We start from the raw sequence: 19,113 nt of genomic DNA on the forward strand, positions 1-19,113 counted from the left end.
GCCTGCCAGCATCGAAATGCGACATGCTTGAAGTCAAAACCATATCCAAACGCTATGGCGAGACGATCGCGCTCGCGGACGCATCGATCGCGTTTCGGGCGGGAACCATCCACACCATCCTGGGCGAGAACGGTTCGGGCAAGAGCACGATGGTCAAGCTGTTGTCCGGCATCGTCCAGCCGGACAGCGGCGCGATCCTCCTGCACGGCAAGCCGTTCTCGGGCGCCAACCCCTCGGCCTTCCAGGCGCAAGGCTTCGCCACGGTGTTCCAGGAGGTGCTGATCGCGCCGGATCGCAGCGTGACCGACAACATCCTGCTCGGCCTCGACGGGCTGGTCCGGCGCGCTGTGCCCCGCAACGAGCGCCGTGACCGGGCGAAAGCTGCGCTTAAGCGCTTCGCGGTCACCGACGTCCCTCTCGACATGCCAGCCGGCCTGCTGCCGCTCGCCGCGCAGCAATTGGTCGTCCTTGCTCGCGCGATCGTGCGCAACCCAAAGATCCTGATCCTCGACGAGGTCACCGCCGCGCTCGACTTCGCCGATCGCGAATCCGTTTTTTCGTTGATGCGTGCGCTTGCCGGCGAGGGCTGCCTGATCCTGTTCATCACCCACCGCATGGACGAGGTGATGTCGCTTTCGGATCGCATCTCGATCCTGCGGGGCGGCAGCGTGGTGCGCACCGAAGAGCGCGGCGCTTCGACGCCGGCTGAGCTTCTCAAGACAATGGCGCCACGTACCGCCGCGGAGCTTGCGCATGGCTGATCGCACCGCTCTCGAATTTGGTGGTCTTGCCGTTCGCGAACTCGTCATCGCGCCCGGCGCCAGCCCGATCACGCAGGCAATCGCTCCGGGTGAGATCGTCGGGCTTGCCGGCCTCGATGGTCATGGCCAGGAGCTGTTTCTCAAGATGCTTGCTGGCCTGGAACCGCCGCATGGCGGCTCGATCGAACTCGGTGCATCGGATGCGTCCCGCAAGATCACCGGGTTTCGCAAGGCTGTCGCCAGCGGCATCGCCTATTTGCCGCGCGACCGACGCGCCAACGGCATTTTCCCGACGCAGTCGGTGCTCGACAACTTCGCCGTTTCGACTCTGTCGCGCGACACACGGCTCGGCCTGATCAGCCCGGCGGCGCGCAAGGCGCGCTACGACATCTACCGCGAAAAACTGTCAATCGCCGCACCCCGGCCCGATGCGCCGATCACCACTTTGTCGGGCGGCAACCAGCAGAAGGTGCTGCTGGCGCGGGCCTTGGCGCTGGAGCCCGCGATCCTGCTCCTCAACGATCCGACGCGTGGCGTCGACGTGGCGACGCGGCATGTTCTCTACGACGTGTTTCGCGGGCTGGCGGCCGACGGCATGGGGCTCGTCATCCTGTCCAGCGAAATCGAGGAGATTCTTCTCCTGTGCCAGCGCGTGCTGGTGTTCCGTGAGAATGAAGTCGCGGCCGAGATCGCCGGCAACGCCCTCACCACCGACGGCGTGATATCAGCCATGTTCGGACGTGCGGCATGAGCCCTGTTGCGCGCCTCCTGTCCCTTGGACGAAATTTCGGCTTCGCCGTCGTGCTGCTGGTCGTGCTGCTTGCGGTCAATCTCATCCTCAGCCCGGGACGATTCCAGCCGGGTTCCTGGGGGGCGCTGGTCGGATTGGCGGCGCCCTTGATCGGTGCTGCCATCGCCTCCACGCCTGTCATCCTCGCCGGGCGTGGCGGAATCGACATCTCGGTCGGGCCATTGATGGGCTTTGTCAACGCTTTGACGATCCAGGTGCTGTTCCTCGGCACCGGCATCTCGTCGCCCTTGGTGCTCGTTCCGGCGGCGTTGCTCGTCGGCGCGCTGGTGGGCGCGGCGAACGGCTTCCTGGCGACAATCGTGCGCATTCAGCCGATCGTCGCCACGCTCGGCACCTATCTGATCCTGACCGGCGTGACGCTGACAATCCTGCCGGCGCCGATCGGCCCAGCGCCGGCCTGGCTCAAGGCGCTGTCCGGTTCGCTGTCGATGCTGCCGCTGGCGGCGATGCTCGTCGCCTGGTGGCTGGTGCGGCGCACACCATACTACGACCAGCTTATGGCGGTCGGCAGCGACGACCGCGCCGCCTACACCGCCGGTGTCGATGTCACGCGCGTGCGCTTCATCGCCTATGTCATGACCGGCATCCTCGGCGGATGCGCCGGGCTGATGCTGACCGCGCTGATCGGCTCGGCTGATCCCAATATCGGGCCGACCTACACACTGATCGCCATCGCCGCCGTAGCACTTGGCGGCGTCAGCCTGGCCGGCGGCCGTGGTGGCGTGGCGGGTGCCGCCATCGGCGCCATCGACATCTTCCTGCTGCAGAGCGTGCTGACGACGTTCAACGTCTCGACCTTCGTGCTGCAGATCGCCTACGGCGCGATCCTGGTGCTGGCGGTGATGCTGACAGCGCTGCAGGAACGTCTTGCCATGGGGAGACGCTGACATGGTTTTGCGCCAAAACCTCTTCGCGACAACCAACGCCCGTGTCGTCGGCGCCTTCTGCGTCGCCGCCCTTCTGCACCTTGCCGGCACAATTCTCATTCCCGGCTACTCGGCGCCGTTTGCGATACGGGCCATGCTGGTGCTCGCCTCGCTGCTCGCCGTGGCCTCGATTGGCCAGACGCTGGTCGTCATCATGGGCGGCATTGACCTTTCGATCCCCTTCGTCATCGGCTTTGCCAATGTCGTGGCGGCGCAGCTTTATGGCGATGGCTGGAACTTTTTTCTCGTCTGCGGCCTAGTCGGCGCGCTGGCGCTCGTCATCGGCGGGCTGAACGGGCTGATCTCGCGCAGCCTCGACATCCAGCCGCTCATCGTCACGCTCGGCATCGGCATGGTCGTGCAAGGGCTGGTGCTGCTGTGGACAGCCGGCTTCCCGTCAGGCTCCGCGCCACAAGCGGTTTCCAGCTTCGTCTCGATCGGCGGATCGGCCGGCCCGCTGCCGGTGCCGTGGCTGGTGCCAAGCCTGGTCGTGCTGGCGGCGCTGGTCGTGCTGGTGCTGGAGCGGACGCCCTATGGCCGCCGGCTCTATGCGTTGGGCAGCAATCCGGGAGCGGCGCCGCTGGCGCTGATCGATCCGGTTCGCATGTGGGTCATCACCTATGCAGCAAGCGCCTTCTTCGCCGCTGTCGCGGGCGTGCTGCTGCTCGGCTTCACCGGCTCGGCCTATGGCGATGTCGGCCAGCCCTATCTGTTCCAGACCATCGCAGCGGTCGTCGTCGGCGGCGCAGCACTGGTCGGCGGCCGGGGCAGCTATCTCGGCACGATCGCCGGCGTGCTGGTGCTGACCGAGATCAACACGCTGCTCATCGGCCTCGGCTTCCAGCCCGCGGCAGTGCAGGCCGCGCTCGGCTTCGTCATCGTGCTGCTGGTTTCGCTCTATGGCCGCGAACGGCACGTCTCGGCAACCATCTGAAAGGACCTGTCAGTCGAGCCGCCACAGCTTGCGGGCATTGCCGGACAACAGCCTGTCGCGCTCGGCAATGCTGCAGCCCGAGAGCAATGCATGGGTCGCCGCTACCCAGGTCGACAGGCCGCCGCCTAGCGTGCAGACCGGCCAGTCGCTGCCCCAGACGACGCGGTCCCAGCCGAATGAATTGATGGTGTGCTCGACGTACGGCCGCAACGTCTCGACCGTCCAGCTGCCGGCATCGGCATAGGCGACGACACCGGAAATCTTGGCCATGACATTCGGTCGCCGGGCGATCTCGCTCATATGCTCGCGCCATGGATGTTCCCTGTTGCCCTTGATGTCGGGCACGCCGCAATGGTCGAGGACGAACGTCACATCGGGTGCCAGGTCGGCAAGCACGATAGCCTTGGGAATCTGGTGCGGCAGCACGACGAGATCGAAGGTCAGGCCGGTGCCGCCAAGCCGCTTGATGCTGTCGCGGAACACCGCACCTTCCGAGAGCTCGTCGGGCGCGACATGAAGGACGCGGCGAAAGCCCCTTACGAACGGGTTTGCCCGCTGCCGTTCGAGATAGGCCGCGAAGTCTCCTTCCTCAGGACGGCAGGACGCGATCACCCCGGCCAGCATGCTGCCGGGCTGCCGTGACAGTCCTTCCACACGAGCCGTCTCGGCTTCGATGTCGGCCGGATCGACATCGACCTCCATATGCAGCACGCGCTCGACGCCGACACGCTGCGCCTCCGTCGCGTAGTCTTCATAAGAGAAATCGCGGTTGAGCGCCGGCACGTCGGCGAGCCAGGGATAGCGCAGGGCCGAGCGATCGATGAGGTGAAGATGGGTGTCGATGATCATGGCGAGGCTCCTCCCTCTGGCTTTTCAAATCATCTCACGAGAGAATTCTTCATTCAAATAAGAATTCACACCGATGAGCCGACTGCTGATCCAGCAAGGTGCGACAGCTTTTCACACGTTGCCAGCAACAGTTCGATTGTCCTGGTGATATCGGGTGCGGAAGGCGCGTTGACCACCGTGATGTAGGGAATCGACAGCGCGGCGATCGCCTTGCCGTCGGAACTGCGCACCGGGGCCGACAGGTTGAAGACGCCGGCTGTCTGCATCGAAGCCATCATCTCGTAGCCACGGTCGCGGATCTGGTCGAGACGGGTGAAGAACTCGCTCGATTGCGCCGTCTTGTCGGTGCTGCGGACGTGTTCGGAAATCATCATCTGGCGCTCTTCCGGTGAGCGGAAGGCGAGCAGCACATGTCCCGAGCCGGTATCGAATAGACTGATATGGGAGCCGACCCGGATCGATATGCCCCAGTAGTTCGGTGCTTCCTGCTGACCGATGACGACGGCAGAACCACGATCAAAAACAACGAGTTGGTTGGCCTGCTGCGATGTCTCGGCAAGCTCACGCATCAGCGGCGTCGCATAGGAGACCAGCCGCCGTACCGGCGCGTGCAGCTGTGCCAGGCCGAACAGCTTGAGCGTCAGCGAATAGCGGTCGCCGTCGAGGCGCGTGACGTAGCCACGCCGCACCAGCCGGTCCAGCATGCGATAGAATTCGTTGGGACTGCGGTCGAGTTTCTTGGCGATTTCGGCCTGGGTCAGGCCACCGTCGACGCCCGCCAGCAGTTCAAGGATATCGAGCCCCTTGTCGAGCGCCGGCGCGCGATAGCGCTCGTCTTCGCTGTCGTCCATGGGCTCATCCTCCAGTGAATTTCGCCCTTCATATACGCAGGAACGTGCGCGGCGGAAACAAATTTCGCCTTGACGTGTCTATGAATGTTTTGTTTGTATATGAATGTAGCACTTCTTGTCATCAGACGAGTTGCGGTCGCCGCGAAGGCGGCGCCAAGGGAGGATACCAATGAACAGACTGCTTTCCGGCGTGTGCGCCGGCGCATTGTTGCTCGCGTCAGGTGCAGGCGCTGCTCTTGCCGGCGACCTGCCCGGCAAGTTCGAAGGCGTGACCGTCGACGTGAAGCTGATCGGCGGCCAGCAATATGAAAAGCTCTACGAACGGATCCCGGAATGGGAGAAGGCGACTGGCGCCAAGGTCAACATCCTGACCAAGAAGAACGGCTTCGACATCGACAAGGAGCTCAAGTCGGACATCGCCTCGGGCAGCAACAACTGGTGCGTCGGCTGGAACCATTCCTCCTTCGCGCCGCAATATACCGGCCTCTACACCGACCTCAGCAAGTTGCTGCCGAAGGAAGAGATCGACGCCTTCGTGCCGTCGACGATCAAGGCGGCAACCATCGACGGCAAGCTGGAGATGCTGCCGCGTGCGCAGTTCGACGTTTCGGCGCTCTACTACCAGAAGAGCCTGTACGAGAACGCCGACAACAAGACCAAGTTCAAGGCGAAATACGGCTATGACCTGGTGCCGCCGGACACCTGGAAGGAAGTCACCGACCAGGCCGAGTTCTTCGCCAACCCGCCCAATTTCTACGGCACCCAGTTCGCCGGCAAGGAAGAGGCGATCAACGGCCGCTTCTACGAGATGGTCGTCGCCGAGGGCGGCGAATATCTCGATAAGGACGGCAAGCCGGTCTTCAACTCCGAGGCCGGCATCCGGGCGCTCGACTGGTTCGTCAACCTCTACAAGGCCAAGGCCGTGCCGGCCGGCACCACCAACTATCTCTGGGACGATCTCGGCCAGGGCTTTGCGTCCGGCACTGTCGCCATCAACCTGGATTGGCCGGGCTGGGCCGGCTTCTTCAACGATCCGAAGTCGTCGAAGGTCGCCGGCAATGTCGGCGTCAAAGTCGCGCCGAAGGGTTCGTCCGGCAAGCGCACCGGCTGGTCCGGCTTCCATGGCTTCTCGGTGACCGAGAACTGCCCGAACAAGGAGGCCGCGGCTTCCCTGGTTTGGTGGCTGACCAACGAGGACAGCCAGAAGCTCGAGGCCGCCGCCGGTCCGCTGCCGACCCGCACCGCGGTCTGGGACTGGGACCTGAAGCAGGCCGAAAACGATCCTTACAAGAAGGAGGTTCTTACCGCTTTCCAGGAAGAGGCCAAGCACGCCTTCGCCGTGCCGCAGACGCCTGAATGGATCGAGATCTCGAACGCCGTCTATCCCGAGCTGCAGGCGGCGATCCTCGGCGACAAGACCTCGAAGCAGGCACTGGATGAAGCCGCCGCCAAGGCGACACAAATCCTCCAGGACGCCGGCAAGCTCTAGCAACGGCTCCCAGGGCTGCCTCCCCCATCAGCAATGGGGGAGGCGATCGCGTTGCGCGGGATGCCAGCGGTTTACGCTAACCCTTCGCGCCCAGCCAACGCACCGCCGTCCAAATACAAACACTCAAGGATTCTGATGAAGGGCTTCAAGCCATCCGCGCCATTCCTGCTGCTGCTTCCGGCCATGATCGTGCTGGCGGCGGTGGTGGTGGTGCCGCTGCTTCTGTCGCTCTATTCGAGCTTCACCCCGTTCCGCCTGACGCGGCCCGAAACGTTCTACGTCTTCATCGGCATCCGGAACTATCTTTCGATCCTGTCCAACACCGACTTCTGGTGGGCCTTCGGCCGCACGGTTCTGCTGCTGACCATCGCGCTCAATCTCGAAATGCTGCTCGGGCTCGGCCTCGCCATGCTCGTCGAGAAGGCGACGCGCGGCCAGCGCATCCTGCGCACGCTGATGATGTTTCCGATGATGTTCTCGCCGATCCTGGTCGGCTTCCAATTCAAGTTCATGTTCAACGACAATATCGGCCTGGTGAACAATGCGCTGCAGTCGCTCGGCATCACGCGAGACGCCATACCGTGGCTGATCGAGGGCCATCTCGCCTTCATCGCCATCTCGATCGCCGAGATCTGGTCGTCGACGGCGATCTTCGCCATCCTGATCCTCGCCGGTCTGCTCGCCATGCCCAAGGAGCCGATCGAGGCGGCGCGGGTCGACGGCTGCACGCCGTGGCAGACATTCCGCTATGTGACGTGGCCATTCGTCATGCCCTTCGCCTACATCGCCATGACCATCCGTTCGCTCGACGTGGCGCGCGCCTATGACATCGTCAAGATCATGACCGATGGCGGACCGGCGGGCCGCACCGAACTGCTATGGACCTTGGTGGCCCGCACCGCCTACAGCGACGGGCGCATGGGCATGGCCAACGCCATGGCCTATTTTTCGATCCTGCTGTCGATCGCCTTCACCGTCTACTTCTTCAACAAGCTCGCCGCGGCGCGCACGCAGATCGGTGCGGAGTGGTGAAGATGGACGAGAATTCTTCCGCCCGCCTGAAGCGCCGGCTGCTCGGCATCATCTATCGCATCGGCCTGTTCCTGGCGATGCTGACCATCTGCCTGCCGGGCCTGTGGATCGTGCTGTCGTCGCTGCGGCCGACGGTCGAGATCATGGCAAAGCCACCGGTGTGGATCCCACAGGAGATTTCGTTCGACGCCTATGTCGCGATGTTCTCAGGCATCGGCAAGGGCGGCATCCCGGTGATTGAATATTTCCGCAACTCGCTGATCATCTCGGTGACCTCGACGGTGATTGCGGTGGCCATCGGCATGGCAGGCGGCTATGCGTTCGCCCGCTATCGTTTTCGCGGTAAATCGAGCGTCTTCCTCGGCCTGATGCTGACGCGCACCGTGCCGGGCATCGCGCTCTCGCTGCCGCTGTTCTTCCTCTATGTGCGGCTCGGCATCATCGACACCCATTTCGGGCTGATCCTCGCCTATGTCGCGCTCAACGTGCCGTTCACCATCTGGCTGATCGACGGCTTCTTCCGCCAGGTGCCCAAGGACCTCGCGGAAGCAGCGCAGATCGATGGCTGCACCCGCTGGCAGGCGTTCTGGCAGGTCGAGTTTCCGCTCGCCGGACCGGGCATTGCGTCGGCCGCGATCTTCGCCTTCCTGACCTGCTGGAACGAGTTCGCGCTGGCCTCGCAGCTGACCCGCTCGGTGAGCGCCAAGACGCTGCCGGTCGGCCTGCTCGACTACACGGCCGAGTTCACCATCGATTGGCGCGGCATGTGCGCGCTGGCCGTGGTGATGATCATCCCGGCGCTCACCCTCACCTACATAGTCCAGAAACACCTTGTCGGCGGCCTGACCTCCGGCGCGGTGAAAGGCTGATCCCATGGCAACCGTTACCCTCACCAAGCTGACCAAGCGCTACGGCACTATTGGGATCGTGCACGGCATCGATCTCGACATTGCCGACCGCGAGTTCATTGCGCTGGTCGGCCCGTCCGGCTGCGGCAAGTCGACGACGCTGCGCATGATCGCCGGGCTGGAGGAAATCAGCGCCGGCTCGATCGAGATCGGCGGACGCATCGTCAACGATTTGCCGCCACGCTCGCGCAACATCTCGATGGTGTTCCAATCCTATGCGCTCTATCCGCACATGACGGTGCGCGAGAATCTCGGCTTCTCCCTGAAGATCGCCGGCGCCGCCAAAGAAGACATGGACCGCCGCGTCGCCGAGGCCTCGGCCATCCTCGGCCTCGACACGTTGCTCGACCGCCGCCCGTCGCAACTGTCCGGCGGTCAGCGCCAGCGCGTCGCGATGGGCCGCGCCATCGTGCGCGACCCCGATGTGTTTCTGTTCGACGAACCGCTTTCCAATCTCGACGCCAAATTGCGCACGCAGATGCGCACCGAGATCAAGAAGCTGCATGCCAAGGTGCAGTCGACAGTGATCTACGTCACCCACGACCAGGTCGAGGCGATGACGCTTGCCGATCGCATCGTCATCATGCGCGACGGTCATATCGAACAGGTCGGCACGCCCGACGAGGTGTTCCGGCGGCCGGCGACGCGCTTCGTCGCCGGCTTCATCGGCTCACCGCCGATGAATCTGCACGAGGCGACGATCGATGACGGCCAGATGGTTTTCGCCAGCGGCGAGAAGCTGCCGCTGCCCGGCCAGTTCAAGGCCAATGTCGCGACCGGCGACAAGGTCGTGTTCGGGCTGCGGCCGGACGACATCTACCCGACCGGCCATGGCATCAGTTCCGGTGGCGCGGCCGATGTCCACCAGATCGAGCTGCCGATCACGGTCACCGAACCGCTCGGCAACGAGACGCTGGTGTTCGTTGAATTCAACGGCACGGACTGGGTGTCGCGCATGCTGAACCCGAGGCCACTGCGGCCGGGCGAGCGGGTCGCCATGAGCCTCGACATGTCGCAGGCGCATCTGTTTGCCACTGAGACCGGAAAGACATTGCGGAGCTGATCGGCATGGCCAGAATCGAGAAAGTCGACCTTTGCATGGTGGACCTTGTGCCCAAGGTCAAGCGCACCGACGCGATCCAGAGCTTCGTCAGCCAGGAAACGCCGATCGTCACGATCACCGATTCCGACGGTGCGGTCGGCACCGGTTACAGCTACACGATCGGCACCGGCGGTTCGTCGGTGATGCGGCTGCTCTCGGACCATCTGGTGCCGCGCCTGATCGGCCGCGATCCCGACATGATCGAGGCGATCTGGCACGATCTCGAATTCGCCACCCATGCCACGACCATCGGTGCCATCACCGCCATCGCGATCGCCGCCATCGATACAGCACTCTGGGATCTGCGGGCCAAGAAGCAAAACCTGCCTTTGTGGAAACTGGCCGGCGGCGCCAAGGATCGTTGTCCGCTTTACACCACCGAAGGCGGTTGGCTGCACATCGAGACGCAGGCGCTGGTCGACGATGCGCTGGCCGCCAAGGCGAAGGGATTTCGCGGCTCGAAAGTCAAGATCGGCAGGCCGCACGGGTCGGAGGATCTTGCCCGCCTGTCGGCGGTGCGCAAGGCGGTCGGCGACGGCTACGAGATCATGACCGACGCCAATCAGGGGTTTTCGGTCGACGAAGCGATCCGGCGCGCTGCGAGGCTGCGTGAGCTCGACCTCGCCTGGATCGAGGAACCGCTGCCGGCAGACGACATCGACGGGCATGTGCGATTGTCGAACTCGACGCCGACGCCGATCGCCATCGGCGAGTCGCTCTACTCGATCCGCCATTTCCGCGAATACATGCAGAAAGGCGGCTGTTCGATCGTGCAGGTCGATGTCGGCCGCATCGGCGGCATCACGCCATGGCTCAAGATCGCGCACGCGGCAGAGGCCTTCGACATTCCGGTCTGCCCGCATTTCCTGATGGAACTGCATGTCAGCCTGACCTGCGCTGTTCAGAACGGTCGATATGTCGAGTACATTCCGCAGCTCGACCAGTTGACCGGCAAGCGCATGCGCATCGAAGATGGCCAGGCGCTGGCGCCCGACGAACCGGGCATCGGCATCGATTGGGACTGGGACGCGGTCAAGGCCATGAGCATCGCCGAATTCACCACGGCGATCACCAAATAGGGGAACTGATATGCAGCGGATGGGTATGGTTTTGGGGCTGAAGCCGGAAAAGGTCGATGAGTATGTTCGGCTCCATGCCGCCGTCTGGCCCGGCGTGCTGACCATGATCTCGGCCTGCAACATCAAGAACTATTCGATCTACCTGAAGCGGCCGGAGAACCTGCTGTTTTCCTATTTTGAATACCACGGCACCGACTATGCCGCCGACATGGCCAAGATGGCGGCCGACCCGAAGACGCAGGAATGGTGGGCCGTCTGCATGCCCTGCCAGGAGCCGCTGGCGACCCGCAAGGAGGGCGAGTGGTGGGCCGAGATGGATGAGGTCTTCCATCATGACTGAAGGCGGCTTCGACCCTGCCTTGCTCGTTCAATCCTGGCCAAAACCCTCAAGACCCCGGCCGATCGTCACCTTCGGCGCGGGATCGATCGTCGGCGACGCGCATTTCCCAGCCTACCGGAAGGCCGGCTTTCCGGTTGCCGGGCTTTATGATCCTGATCATGTCAGGGCTGAAAAGCTGGCCAGCCAATGGGGCGTGACGGCCTTTGGCTCGGTCGAAGAAGCGACTGCTGTCGAGGGCGCGATCTTCGACCTTGCCACCCCGCCGTCGCATCATGCCGATGTGCTGAAGTCCTTGCCTGACGGCGCGGTGGCGCTGATCCAGAAGCCGATGGGCAGCAATCTTGCCGAGGCGACCGCGATCCTCGAAATCTGCCGCGCCAGGAGGCTGCACGCGGCGGTGAATTTCCAATTGCGCTTCGCGCCAATGATGCTGGCGCTGAAGGATGCCATCGGCAAGGGCTGGCTCGGCGAGATCGTCGACTTCGACGCCTGGCTGGCGCTGGCGACACCATGGGAGCTTTGGGAATTCCTGCTCAAGGCACCGCGCGTCGAGATCGCCATGCATTCGATCCACTATCTCGACCTGATCCGGCAGTTGCTCGGCGACCCCAGAGGCGTGCACGCCAAGACGCTCGGCCATCCCAACCATAAGGTGGCGCAGACACGCACCAGCGCCATTCTCGACTATGGCGACACCGTGCGTTGCGCGCTGTCGATCAACCACGACCACAAATTCGGTCGCCGGCATCAGGCCTGCGAGTTCCGCATCTGCGGCACAGAGGGTGCCGCCTATCTCAAGCTGGGTCTCAACCTCGATTATCCCACAGGCGAACCGGATGTATTGGAGATCTATCCGAAGGGCGGAACGGACTGGATCGCCGTGCCTTTGGCCGGCGAGTGGTTTCCCGATGCCTTCGTCGGCCGCATGGCCAATGTCCAGCGCTTTGCGACCGGAGAAGATGATACGCTGATAAGCCCCGTCGAAGATGCCTGGAGCACTATGGCGCTGGTCGAGGCGGCGTATCAGTCGAGCGCGGCACCGGCGACGCCGATTGCGGAAAGACCCTGATGGAACAGATCAAGTATTTCGAGGATTACGAGATTGGCGCGTCGCGCCTAACAAGCGGCCGCACCATCACCGAGACCGACTTCATCGTCCATGCCGGCCACACCGGCGATTTCTTTCCGCACCATATGGACGCCGAGTACATGAAGACGACGCCATTCGGCCAGCGCATCGCGCATGGCACGCTGGTGTTCTCGGTCGGCATCGGGCTGACCGCGAGCGTCGTCAACCCTGTCGCCTTTTCCTACGGCTACGACCGGCTGCGCTTCATCAAGCCGGTGTTCATCGGCGACACAATCCGCACGCGCACCACCATCGCGGTCAAGGAAGACGATCCCAAGCGGCCGGGTTCAGGACGGGTGATCGAGCGGTGCGAGGTGATCAACCAGCGCGACGACGTGGTGCTGGCGGCAGACCACATCTACATCGTCGAACGCAGGCCGGCGCAGGGCTGAGACTCGGGAAAGTCCTACGAGCCGGTAGCGCGCTTGGTAATGCGCTCCAGCCCGAGCAAGAGAACCAGCGTCGCCACGACCAGGATCATTGTCAGTGCCGCACCGGCAAAGATGTCGCCGCGATCGGTAAGGCTGAAGATCGAGACCGGCAGCGTCACCCAACCCGGCGGGTAGACCATGACGGTGGCGCCGAGTTCCCCCATCGACAGCGCGAAACTGAGACCGAAGGCGGCGACCAGATAGGGTGCGAGCAAGGGCAGTGTGACGTGCCAAAGCCGGTAGGCCGGGCGAGCGCCGAGGCTCGATGCCACCTGCTCGAAGTCGGGCGAAAGCCGCGCCAGTCCAGCCGAGACATTGCCGAAGGTGAAAGCCGAGATCAGCACGAAATGCGCGATCATGACGATCGCGATCGTGCCGTTGAGCAGCAGCGGCGGATGGCTGAAGGCAACCAGCAGGCCAAGGCCGACAGACACCGAAGGGACCGCGCTTGGGATGAAGAACAAAAGGCCGAGCAGCCGCCGCAAGGCATGGCCCTGGAGGCGCAGCGACAGGGCCGCCCAGGTGCCGCTGACCAGCGCCAGCGCGCTGGCCAGGAAGCCGGTGACCAGGCTCGCCTTGACCGCTCTGCCGGCGGCACCGGAAATGACATCAGTGTAGTGCTCCGTCGTCAGGCCGTTGGGCAGCACGCCGTTCCACTGGTCGGCGAGGCTGGACAGGAGGATGACCGCGAGCGGCGCCAGGAACAGCACGCCGAAGATCAGTGCGAAGAGCACCCACAGGACAAGACGACCGGAGCGTGACCAGACCAGCATAGGCTAGGCTCCCAACCGGCCGGCGGCGAAACGGTAGAGGCCAAACAGGCCGAGTGACAGCGCGATGTTGACGACGGCGATGATACAGGCGACCTGATAGGCCGATTCCTGGATCGCCTTGCCGTAGATCAGCAGCGGCAGGGTGATGACGCCCTTGGCGCCGATGAACAGCACGATGCCGAATTCGTTGACGGTCAACAACAGGCAGAGGCTGCCGCCGGCGATGAGTGCCGGGATTGCCGCCGGCAGGATCACCTGGCGAACGATGCGAAACGGCCGCGCGCCGAGCACGCTCGCCGCTTCGATCTGGCCACGGTCGACCAGCGAAAAGGCGGCGAGCAGCGGCCGCAGGATGAAGGGTGTGTAGACAGTGACCTCGGCCAGGATCACACCCCACGCGGAATAGAGGAAATCGACGGGCGGCAGCGGCAGCGAAAAGGTCTCCATCAGCCCGGCATTGAGCATGCCGGCGGAGCCATAGAGGAAGGTGAAGGCAAGCGTCACCAGGAATGTCGGCAGCGCGATGAAAGTATCGATCAGCCGGGCGATGAAGCCGCTGCCGGGGAACGGCACGAAGGCCAGAATCAGCGCCAGCACGAGGCCGACGACCAGGCATCCGGCTGTCGCCGCGACCGAGATCGATACCGTGTTGATCAGCGCGTTGAGGAAGAAGCGCGAATGCAGCACGCGGATGACTTCGGCGACATTGGCGACGCCCCTGTCGTCGAGGAAGGCCTGCCGGGCGATCAGCACCAGCGGATAAAAGAACAGCAGCGCCAGCAGGGCCGCCGGTGGCACTATCCAGAGCTTGCCGGGTTCCCTCCGAAACGCCGGCGCGCGAAGTGTGACGGCCTCAGACACCGGCGTCTTCCGGGAGAAGCGAGGTGTCGGCGGGCGCGAAGAACAGCGGCACCTTGGCGCCGGGTTCGGGCAAGGCGATCGGCAGCCTGGTCGCCGAGACACGCACCGGCGTGCCGTCGACGTCGAGCACGAGATGGGTCAGTTCGCCCTGCCAGTGCACTTCCTGGAGCGTGCCCACGATGCGGTTGGTATGGTCGCTGTCGGCGGTCAGGCTGAGATGCTGCGGCCTGATACAGAGCAGGCTCTTGTCGCCGGCCTTCTCGTTGCGGCCGGCGCCGGTCAGCAGCGCGTCACCATGCCTTGCCGTGGCAAATCCCTTCGGCCCGACGGCCTCGGCAACCGTTACCGGAAGAAGATTGGCGCGGCCGAGGAACTCGGCCGTAAAACGGTTTGGCGGGCGGCGGTAGAGTTCGGTCGTCGGTCCATGCGAACAGACCCTGCCGTCGCGCATGATGGCGATCTTGTCGGCAAGCGTCAGTGCCTCGGTCTGGTCGTGGGTGACATAGAGGATCGTCAGGCCGGGCAGGCTGCGGTGCAGCCGCGCAATCTCCTCGACCATGTTGCGGCGGATCTGGGCGTCGAGCGCCGAGAGCGGCTCGTCGAGCAGGAGCACGCGCGGCCGCACGGCCAAGGCACGCGCAATCGCCACGCGCTGCTGCTGGCCGCCCGAAAGCTCGCGCGGATAGCGCCGGGCATAGGCCGACATGCCGACAGTGCCCAGCGCATCCTTGATCCGCTCACCGATCAGCGCCTTGTCGGCGCCCTGTGCTCTGAGGCCGAAGGCAACGTTGTCCTCGACCCGCATATGCGGAAACAGCGCGTAGTTCTGCACCACCATGCCAAGGCCGCGCTCGTAGGGCGGCAGATCGGTCACATCGGTGGCGCCGATGCGGATCCGCCCGCTGGCGGGTCGCACGAAGCCCGCCACGGCGCGCAAGGCCGTCGTCTTGCCGGATCCGGATGGGCCGATCATCGCCAGGATCTCGCCAGGTGCGATATCCAGGGTCAGCGGATGCAGGACGACATGCGCGCCATAGGCAACGCTGACCTTGTCGAAATGGACATTGGAGCCGGCGCCGCGAACCTTCGCGGCGTCGATGTCCATGACACTGGTACCAGTAAACGCTGCGGCCGACATGGCGTGGTCCTCCGGGTTTCCCTTGCGGATCAACTTCCGGTCGCTTCGTTCCAGCGCTTGACATAATCGGGCAGCTTGCTCAGCGCGTCGTCCCAGTTCGGCGACCAGATGGTCACGCCTTTCATCGCCTCCTGCGCCTTGGCGAAGTTGGCGTCATCCGGCTTGACGTCCTTGCGAGCCGGCATGCCGAGCGCAACGGAACTGATGCTCGACTGGGCTTCCTTGGAGAGCAGGAAGTCGATCAGTTTCTTGCCGTTGTCTGCGTTGGGTGCGCCGGTGACCAGGCCGATTTCATAGGGCAGCGCGAAGGTGGAGCGCACACCGTCAGGTCCAGCCGGCCAGAACACCTTGATATTGGGATTGTCGGCCATCTGCGACATGTTCATCTGCAGATCGCCATTGGCGACATGCAGCTCACCCTTGTTGACCAGCGCGGTCAGCTTGCCGGTCGAAGCGGAGGGGCCGACATTGTTGTCCTGCAGCTTCTTCATGAACTCGAAGCCGGCATCCTCGCTGCCGAAGGCGTGGATGATCTGCAGCATGACGGCGGTGCCGTCACCGGCCTGGCCGGGGGTAGAATACTGGATCTTGCCCTTGAACTTCGGATCGAGCAGGTCGTTGTAGGCCTTTGGCGCTTCCGGCAGGACGGCACTGTTGTAGATGAAGTTCATATAGTTGTTGACCAGCGGCCGGTACTTGTCTGTGCCGCCATCGATCTGGTCGGCGGCTTCCGGCTTGTAGTCCTGCAGCAGGCCGTCAGCCGCGGCCCGCTGCACGAAGGGCGGCAAGGTCACCAGCACGTCGGCCTGCGGATTCGACTTTTCCTTGGCGACACGCTCGACGACGCCGCCGGAACCTGCCTCGATATACTGCACGGTGATGCCGGTGGCCTTGGTGAAGGCGGCGAATTCGGTCTCGAACCAGCTGCCATTGCCGTCATGCAGGCCGTCGGCGGAATAGATGGTGACGACGCCGTCGGCGAGTGCCGGTCCGACAAGAGCCGACGACGCCAACAGCGACGCGGCGAAGGCCATAGCTATGGTTGCCTTTTGCGATTTCATGCTCAGTTCCCCTGTGATTGATGGCACATTCTGCGATGCACTGTGACGATCTCGCCTGTAGGCCGGAGCCTTATGCGGCACCGTTCGATCTCGTCGTTGTGCCGACTTTGGGGACGGACGATCGATAAGTAAAATCTATTTATTTTATGAGAGGCAAATTTTACCTGATAGTTGTCATGGAACTGTCGCAACGCTCGCCTGGCTTCGATTCCGGCCTCGCGGAAGGCCCGCGATTGGCTGCAGAGATGGTGATGGTCAGCCGAATGAAACCCCAGATGTCTGCGCCCGCAGCCGCGGGTCGAACGAACGAACGGTAACCGGCCGGCCTTCGAGAATTTCGAAGCAGCGCGCGAGCGTGTCGTCTTCGAGCCGGCGCATGGCCCCCTGCGTGAAGAAGGTGAGATGCGGAAACAGGATGACGTTGTCGCGGCCGAACAGCGCGCTCATCGGATGGCCCGATTTGGCCAGCGGCTCGACCGAATAGACGTCGAGCCCGGCGCCGCCGATGCGCCCCGAGATGATCGCCTCGACAAGGGCGGCCTCGTCGATCAGCGCGCCGCGCGAGACGTTGACGATGATAGCGGAAGGCTTCAGGCAAGCGAGCTCGGCTTCACCAATCAAGCCGCGCGTCCTGTCGTTCAGCACGCAGTGGAGGGAAACGAAATCGCAGGCGCGCAGCATGACGTGGAGGTCTTCTACCTTCTCGATGCCGGCGGTGCGCATGGTTGCGACATCGACACCGGGATCGAAGCCGAGAACGCGCGCGTGAAATCCTTGGCCTGCCATGCGCGCCATGCTGCGGCCGATCTTGCCGCAGCCGACGAGCCCAAGCGTGGCGCCGGACATGTCGCGCCCCAGCCAGCGTTGCTCGGGCCAGATCCAACCATCACGTGACACCGCCGCGGTGATGGAGGGCAGCCGCTTGGCCAGCGCGATCATCAGCGCGAAGGCGCCTTCGGCGACGGTTTCCTCAGCATAATCCGGCACGTTGACAACGGGAATGCCACGCCGCATCGCGGCGGGGATGTCGATGGCATCGACGCCGACGCCATATTTGACGATGCCGTTCAATCTGGGAGCCGCCTCGATCACCCGTGCGGTGATCGGCGTGTAGCACATCAGCAAAAGATCGGCGTCCGCAACGGCCTGCATGAGATCAGCTTCGGGGATGCCGTCCGGCAGCGTCACCAGTTCGACCCCCCTCGCCCGCAAGCCGGCGTCGATGCCGGGACATTCGAGTTCGCGGTCGGTGCGCACGGCCTTCACGGTCAGGCCGCCAGCACCGTGCGCTCGACGATGTCGAGCGCGCCGTCGAGGTCGGTTTTCGAAATGACCAGCGGCGGCGACAGCGTCAACACGTTGCCTTGGCTGATCTTGAAGCTCAGCCCCTGTTCAAGGCAAGCATAGAAGACGCGCTCGGCGAGATCGCGTGCCGGCTGGCGCGTATCGCGATCCTCGACGAGCTCGACGCCGACCATCAGTCCCCTGCCCCTGACGTCGCCGACATGGGGCGAGCGCGCCATCAGGTGCTGCATGCGCCCTAGCATGTGCCGACCGAGTTCGGCCGCGCGCTCGACCAGCCCTTCCTCCAGGATGATGTCGATCGTCGTCAATGCGGCGCGGGTCGTCACCGGGTTCTTCTCGTGGGTGTAGTGGCCGATCGCGAAGCCACCGGTGACGTCGAGATCGCGGCGCGCGATGATGGCGGCGATCGGCAGGACGCCGCCGCCGAGCGACTTGCCGAGGACGACGATGTCAGGCGTCACATCATCATGCTCGTGCGCGAAGAATTTGCCGGTCTTGCCAAGGCCGGTCGGGACCTCGTCGAAGATCAAGAGCGTGCCGTGCCGGTCGCAGGCCTCGCGCACCCGCTTCCAGAAGCCCGGCGGCGGCGGGTTTGGCGTCGCCCGCATCGGTTCGGCGACGACCGCCGCCACGTCCTGCTCGCAGCCAAGGACGTAGGCAATCATGTTGGCGCAGGCGAGGCCCGATGCTTCCAGGGAATCGTGGCCATAGGGGCAGCGATAGCCGTCCCAAGGCGCGACGTGCTCGGTGCCGGTCATCATCGGGCCTGATATGTGCGAGCGGAAGGTCGCCTCGCCACCAACGCTTGCTGCGCCGAAGCCGGCGCCATGGAACGCATCCCAGAACGACACCGTCTTGAAGCGGCCGGTCGCGGCGCGGGCGATCTTCAGCGCGACCTCGATGGCGTCCGAGCCGCCGGTGGTGAACAGCACTTTGCCGAGATTGCCGGGCGCCAATGCCGCCAGCTTCTCGGCCAGTTCGACGGCGGGCTCACAGGTGAAGCGGCGCGGCGCAAAGCAGAGCTCATCGAGCTGCTTCTTGATGGCGGCCACAAGCCTCGGGTGGCCATAGCCGAGGTGATGGACGCTGTTGCCGTGGAAATCCATGAAGCGGCGACCGGCGGTGTCCTCGATCCAGATGCCTTGCGCCTTGGCGATCGTCGACAAACAGGGGCTGGACAGGCTCTGGTGCATGAAGGCGGCCGCGTCGCGATCGAGCAGGCCGCGGATCCGCGGATCGCCCTGCCCGGCATCCCAGCGACCGCGAGCCGCTGTGGTGTTGGAATCGCCTTCGGTGTGCACAAGTTCAGATATCGCGGCCATCATGGTCTCCG

The 19,113-nt window shown here is 64.0% G+C and carries 20 protein-coding genes; 12 read left to right on the plus strand and 8 right to left on the minus strand.

Features of this window, described 5'->3' with window-relative positions; all coding sequences use genetic code 11:
- The first annotated feature begins 23 nt into the window (after positions 1-23).
- The 4 genes from MESCI_RS26395 to MESCI_RS26410 are packed head-to-tail and all read left to right on the plus strand — an operon-like array spanning position 24 to position 3,432.
- A complete protein-coding gene (locus tag MESCI_RS26395) occupies positions 24-761 on the plus strand; it encodes an ATP-binding cassette domain-containing protein (RefSeq protein WP_013533018.1) in 738 nt (245 codons plus the stop codon).
- Entirely contained in the window at positions 754-1,512 is a 759-nt protein-coding gene (locus tag MESCI_RS26400) for an ATP-binding cassette domain-containing protein (protein WP_013533019.1), read from the plus strand. Before MESCI_RS26395 ends, MESCI_RS26400 begins: the two co-directional genes overlap by 8 nt.
- On the plus strand, positions 1,509-2,459 hold the full coding sequence (locus MESCI_RS26405) for an ABC transporter permease (protein WP_013533020.1): 951 nt from the start codon (positions 1,509-1,511) through the stop codon (positions 2,457-2,459). Before MESCI_RS26400 ends, MESCI_RS26405 begins: the two co-directional genes overlap by 4 nt.
- A 1-nt stretch (position 2,460) precedes the next feature.
- Complete coding sequence (locus tag MESCI_RS26410) at positions 2,461-3,432, plus strand: ABC transporter permease (protein WP_013533021.1); 972 nt, start codon at positions 2,461-2,463, stop codon at positions 3,430-3,432.
- 9 nt (positions 3,433-3,441) lie between these two features.
- Here MESCI_RS26410 and MESCI_RS26415 read toward each other — a convergent pair whose 3' ends face one another.
- Positions 3,442-4,281 carry an amidohydrolase family protein gene (locus MESCI_RS26415; RefSeq protein ID WP_013533022.1) on the minus strand — a complete coding sequence of 280 codons (840 nt, stop codon included), beginning with the start codon at positions 4,279-4,281 and terminating at the stop codon, positions 3,442-3,444.
- Positions 4,282-4,346: 65 nt separating this feature from the next.
- Positions 4,347-5,132, minus strand: a complete 786-nt coding sequence (locus MESCI_RS26420) for an IclR family transcriptional regulator (protein ID WP_013533023.1) — start codon at positions 5,130-5,132, stop codon at positions 4,347-4,349.
- 169 nt (positions 5,133-5,301) lie between these two features.
- On the opposite strand from MESCI_RS26420, the gene MESCI_RS26425 reads away from it, so the two are divergent.
- The 8 genes from MESCI_RS26425 to MESCI_RS26460 all read left to right on the plus strand — a co-directional run bounded on the left by MESCI_RS26425 (position 5,302) and on the right by MESCI_RS26460 (position 12,603).
- Positions 5,302-6,621, plus strand: coding sequence for an ABC transporter substrate-binding protein (locus tag MESCI_RS26425; RefSeq protein ID WP_013533024.1), 1,320 nt, complete (start codon positions 5,302-5,304; stop codon positions 6,619-6,621).
- A 135-nt stretch (positions 6,622-6,756) separates the two neighbouring features.
- Complete coding sequence (locus MESCI_RS26430; protein ID WP_013533025.1) at positions 6,757-7,653, plus strand: carbohydrate ABC transporter permease; 897 nt, start codon at positions 6,757-6,759, stop codon at positions 7,651-7,653.
- A 2-nt stretch (positions 7,654-7,655) separates the two neighbouring features.
- Entirely contained in the window at positions 7,656-8,522 is an 867-nt protein-coding gene (locus MESCI_RS26435; protein ID WP_013533026.1) for a carbohydrate ABC transporter permease, read from the plus strand.
- A gap of 4 nt (positions 8,523-8,526) precedes the next feature.
- Positions 8,527-9,624 (plus strand): ABC transporter ATP-binding protein, encoded by a 1,098-nt coding sequence (locus MESCI_RS26440; RefSeq protein ID WP_013533027.1) that lies wholly within the window; start codon positions 8,527-8,529, stop codon positions 9,622-9,624.
- Positions 9,625-9,629: 5 nt separating this feature from the next.
- Entirely contained in the window at positions 9,630-10,742 is a 1,113-nt protein-coding gene (locus MESCI_RS26445) for a mandelate racemase/muconate lactonizing enzyme family protein (protein ID WP_013533028.1), read from the plus strand.
- 10 nt (positions 10,743-10,752) lie between these two features.
- The gene (locus MESCI_RS26450; protein WP_013533029.1) at positions 10,753-11,082 is read left to right on the plus strand and encodes an L-rhamnose mutarotase; all 330 of its coding nucleotides are present in this window, start codon (positions 10,753-10,755) and stop codon (positions 11,080-11,082) included.
- On the plus strand, positions 11,075-12,151 hold the full coding sequence (locus tag MESCI_RS26455) for a Gfo/Idh/MocA family protein (RefSeq protein WP_013533030.1): 1,077 nt from the start codon (positions 11,075-11,077) through the stop codon (positions 12,149-12,151). The genes MESCI_RS26450 and MESCI_RS26455 overlap by 8 nt, the downstream gene beginning before the upstream one ends.
- Positions 12,148-12,603, plus strand: a complete 456-nt coding sequence (locus tag MESCI_RS26460) for a MaoC/PaaZ C-terminal domain-containing protein (RefSeq protein WP_164920076.1) — start codon at positions 12,148-12,150, stop codon at positions 12,601-12,603. Before MESCI_RS26455 ends, MESCI_RS26460 begins: the two co-directional genes overlap by 4 nt.
- Positions 12,604-12,617: 14 nt before the next feature.
- Here the strand turns inward: MESCI_RS26460 and MESCI_RS26465 are convergent, their stop codons facing one another.
- The 6 genes from MESCI_RS26465 to pbfA all read right to left on the minus strand — a co-directional run bounded on the left by MESCI_RS26465 (position 12,618) and on the right by pbfA (position 19,102).
- Entirely contained in the window at positions 12,618-13,415 is a 798-nt protein-coding gene (locus MESCI_RS26465) for an ABC transporter permease subunit (protein WP_013533032.1), read from the minus strand.
- A 3-nt stretch (positions 13,416-13,418) separates the two neighbouring features.
- Positions 13,419-14,276 (minus strand): 2-aminoethylphosphonate ABC transporter permease subunit, encoded by an 858-nt coding sequence (locus MESCI_RS26470; protein WP_013533033.1) that lies wholly within the window; start codon positions 14,274-14,276, stop codon positions 13,419-13,421.
- Positions 14,269-15,414: an ABC transporter ATP-binding protein gene (locus MESCI_RS26475; RefSeq protein WP_013533034.1), complete on the minus strand. Its 1,146-nt coding sequence runs from the start codon at positions 15,412-15,414 to the stop codon at positions 14,269-14,271. Before MESCI_RS26475 ends, MESCI_RS26470 begins: the two co-directional genes overlap by 8 nt.
- A 29-nt stretch (positions 15,415-15,443) precedes the next feature.
- On the minus strand, positions 15,444-16,475 hold the full coding sequence (locus tag MESCI_RS26480) for a 2-aminoethylphosphonate ABC transporter substrate-binding protein (RefSeq protein ID WP_013533035.1): 1,032 nt from the start codon (positions 16,473-16,475) through the stop codon (positions 15,444-15,446).
- 255 nt (positions 16,476-16,730) lie between these two features.
- Positions 16,731-17,741: a C-terminal binding protein gene (locus MESCI_RS26485; protein WP_013533036.1), complete on the minus strand. Its 1,011-nt coding sequence runs from the start codon at positions 17,739-17,741 to the stop codon at positions 16,731-16,733.
- Between the two features lie 2 nt (positions 17,742-17,743).
- Positions 17,744-19,102: a (R)-1-hydroxy-2-aminoethylphosphonate ammonia-lyase gene (gene pbfA, locus MESCI_RS26490; protein WP_013533037.1), complete on the minus strand. Its 1,359-nt coding sequence runs from the start codon at positions 19,100-19,102 to the stop codon at positions 17,744-17,746.
- Positions 19,103-19,113: the final 11 nt, after the last annotated feature.

It is taken from the genome of Mesorhizobium ciceri biovar biserrulae WSM1271 (genome assembly GCF_000185905.1).
In the GTDB taxonomy this organism is placed as follows: Bacteria; Pseudomonadota; Alphaproteobacteria; order Rhizobiales; family Rhizobiaceae; genus Mesorhizobium; species Mesorhizobium ciceri.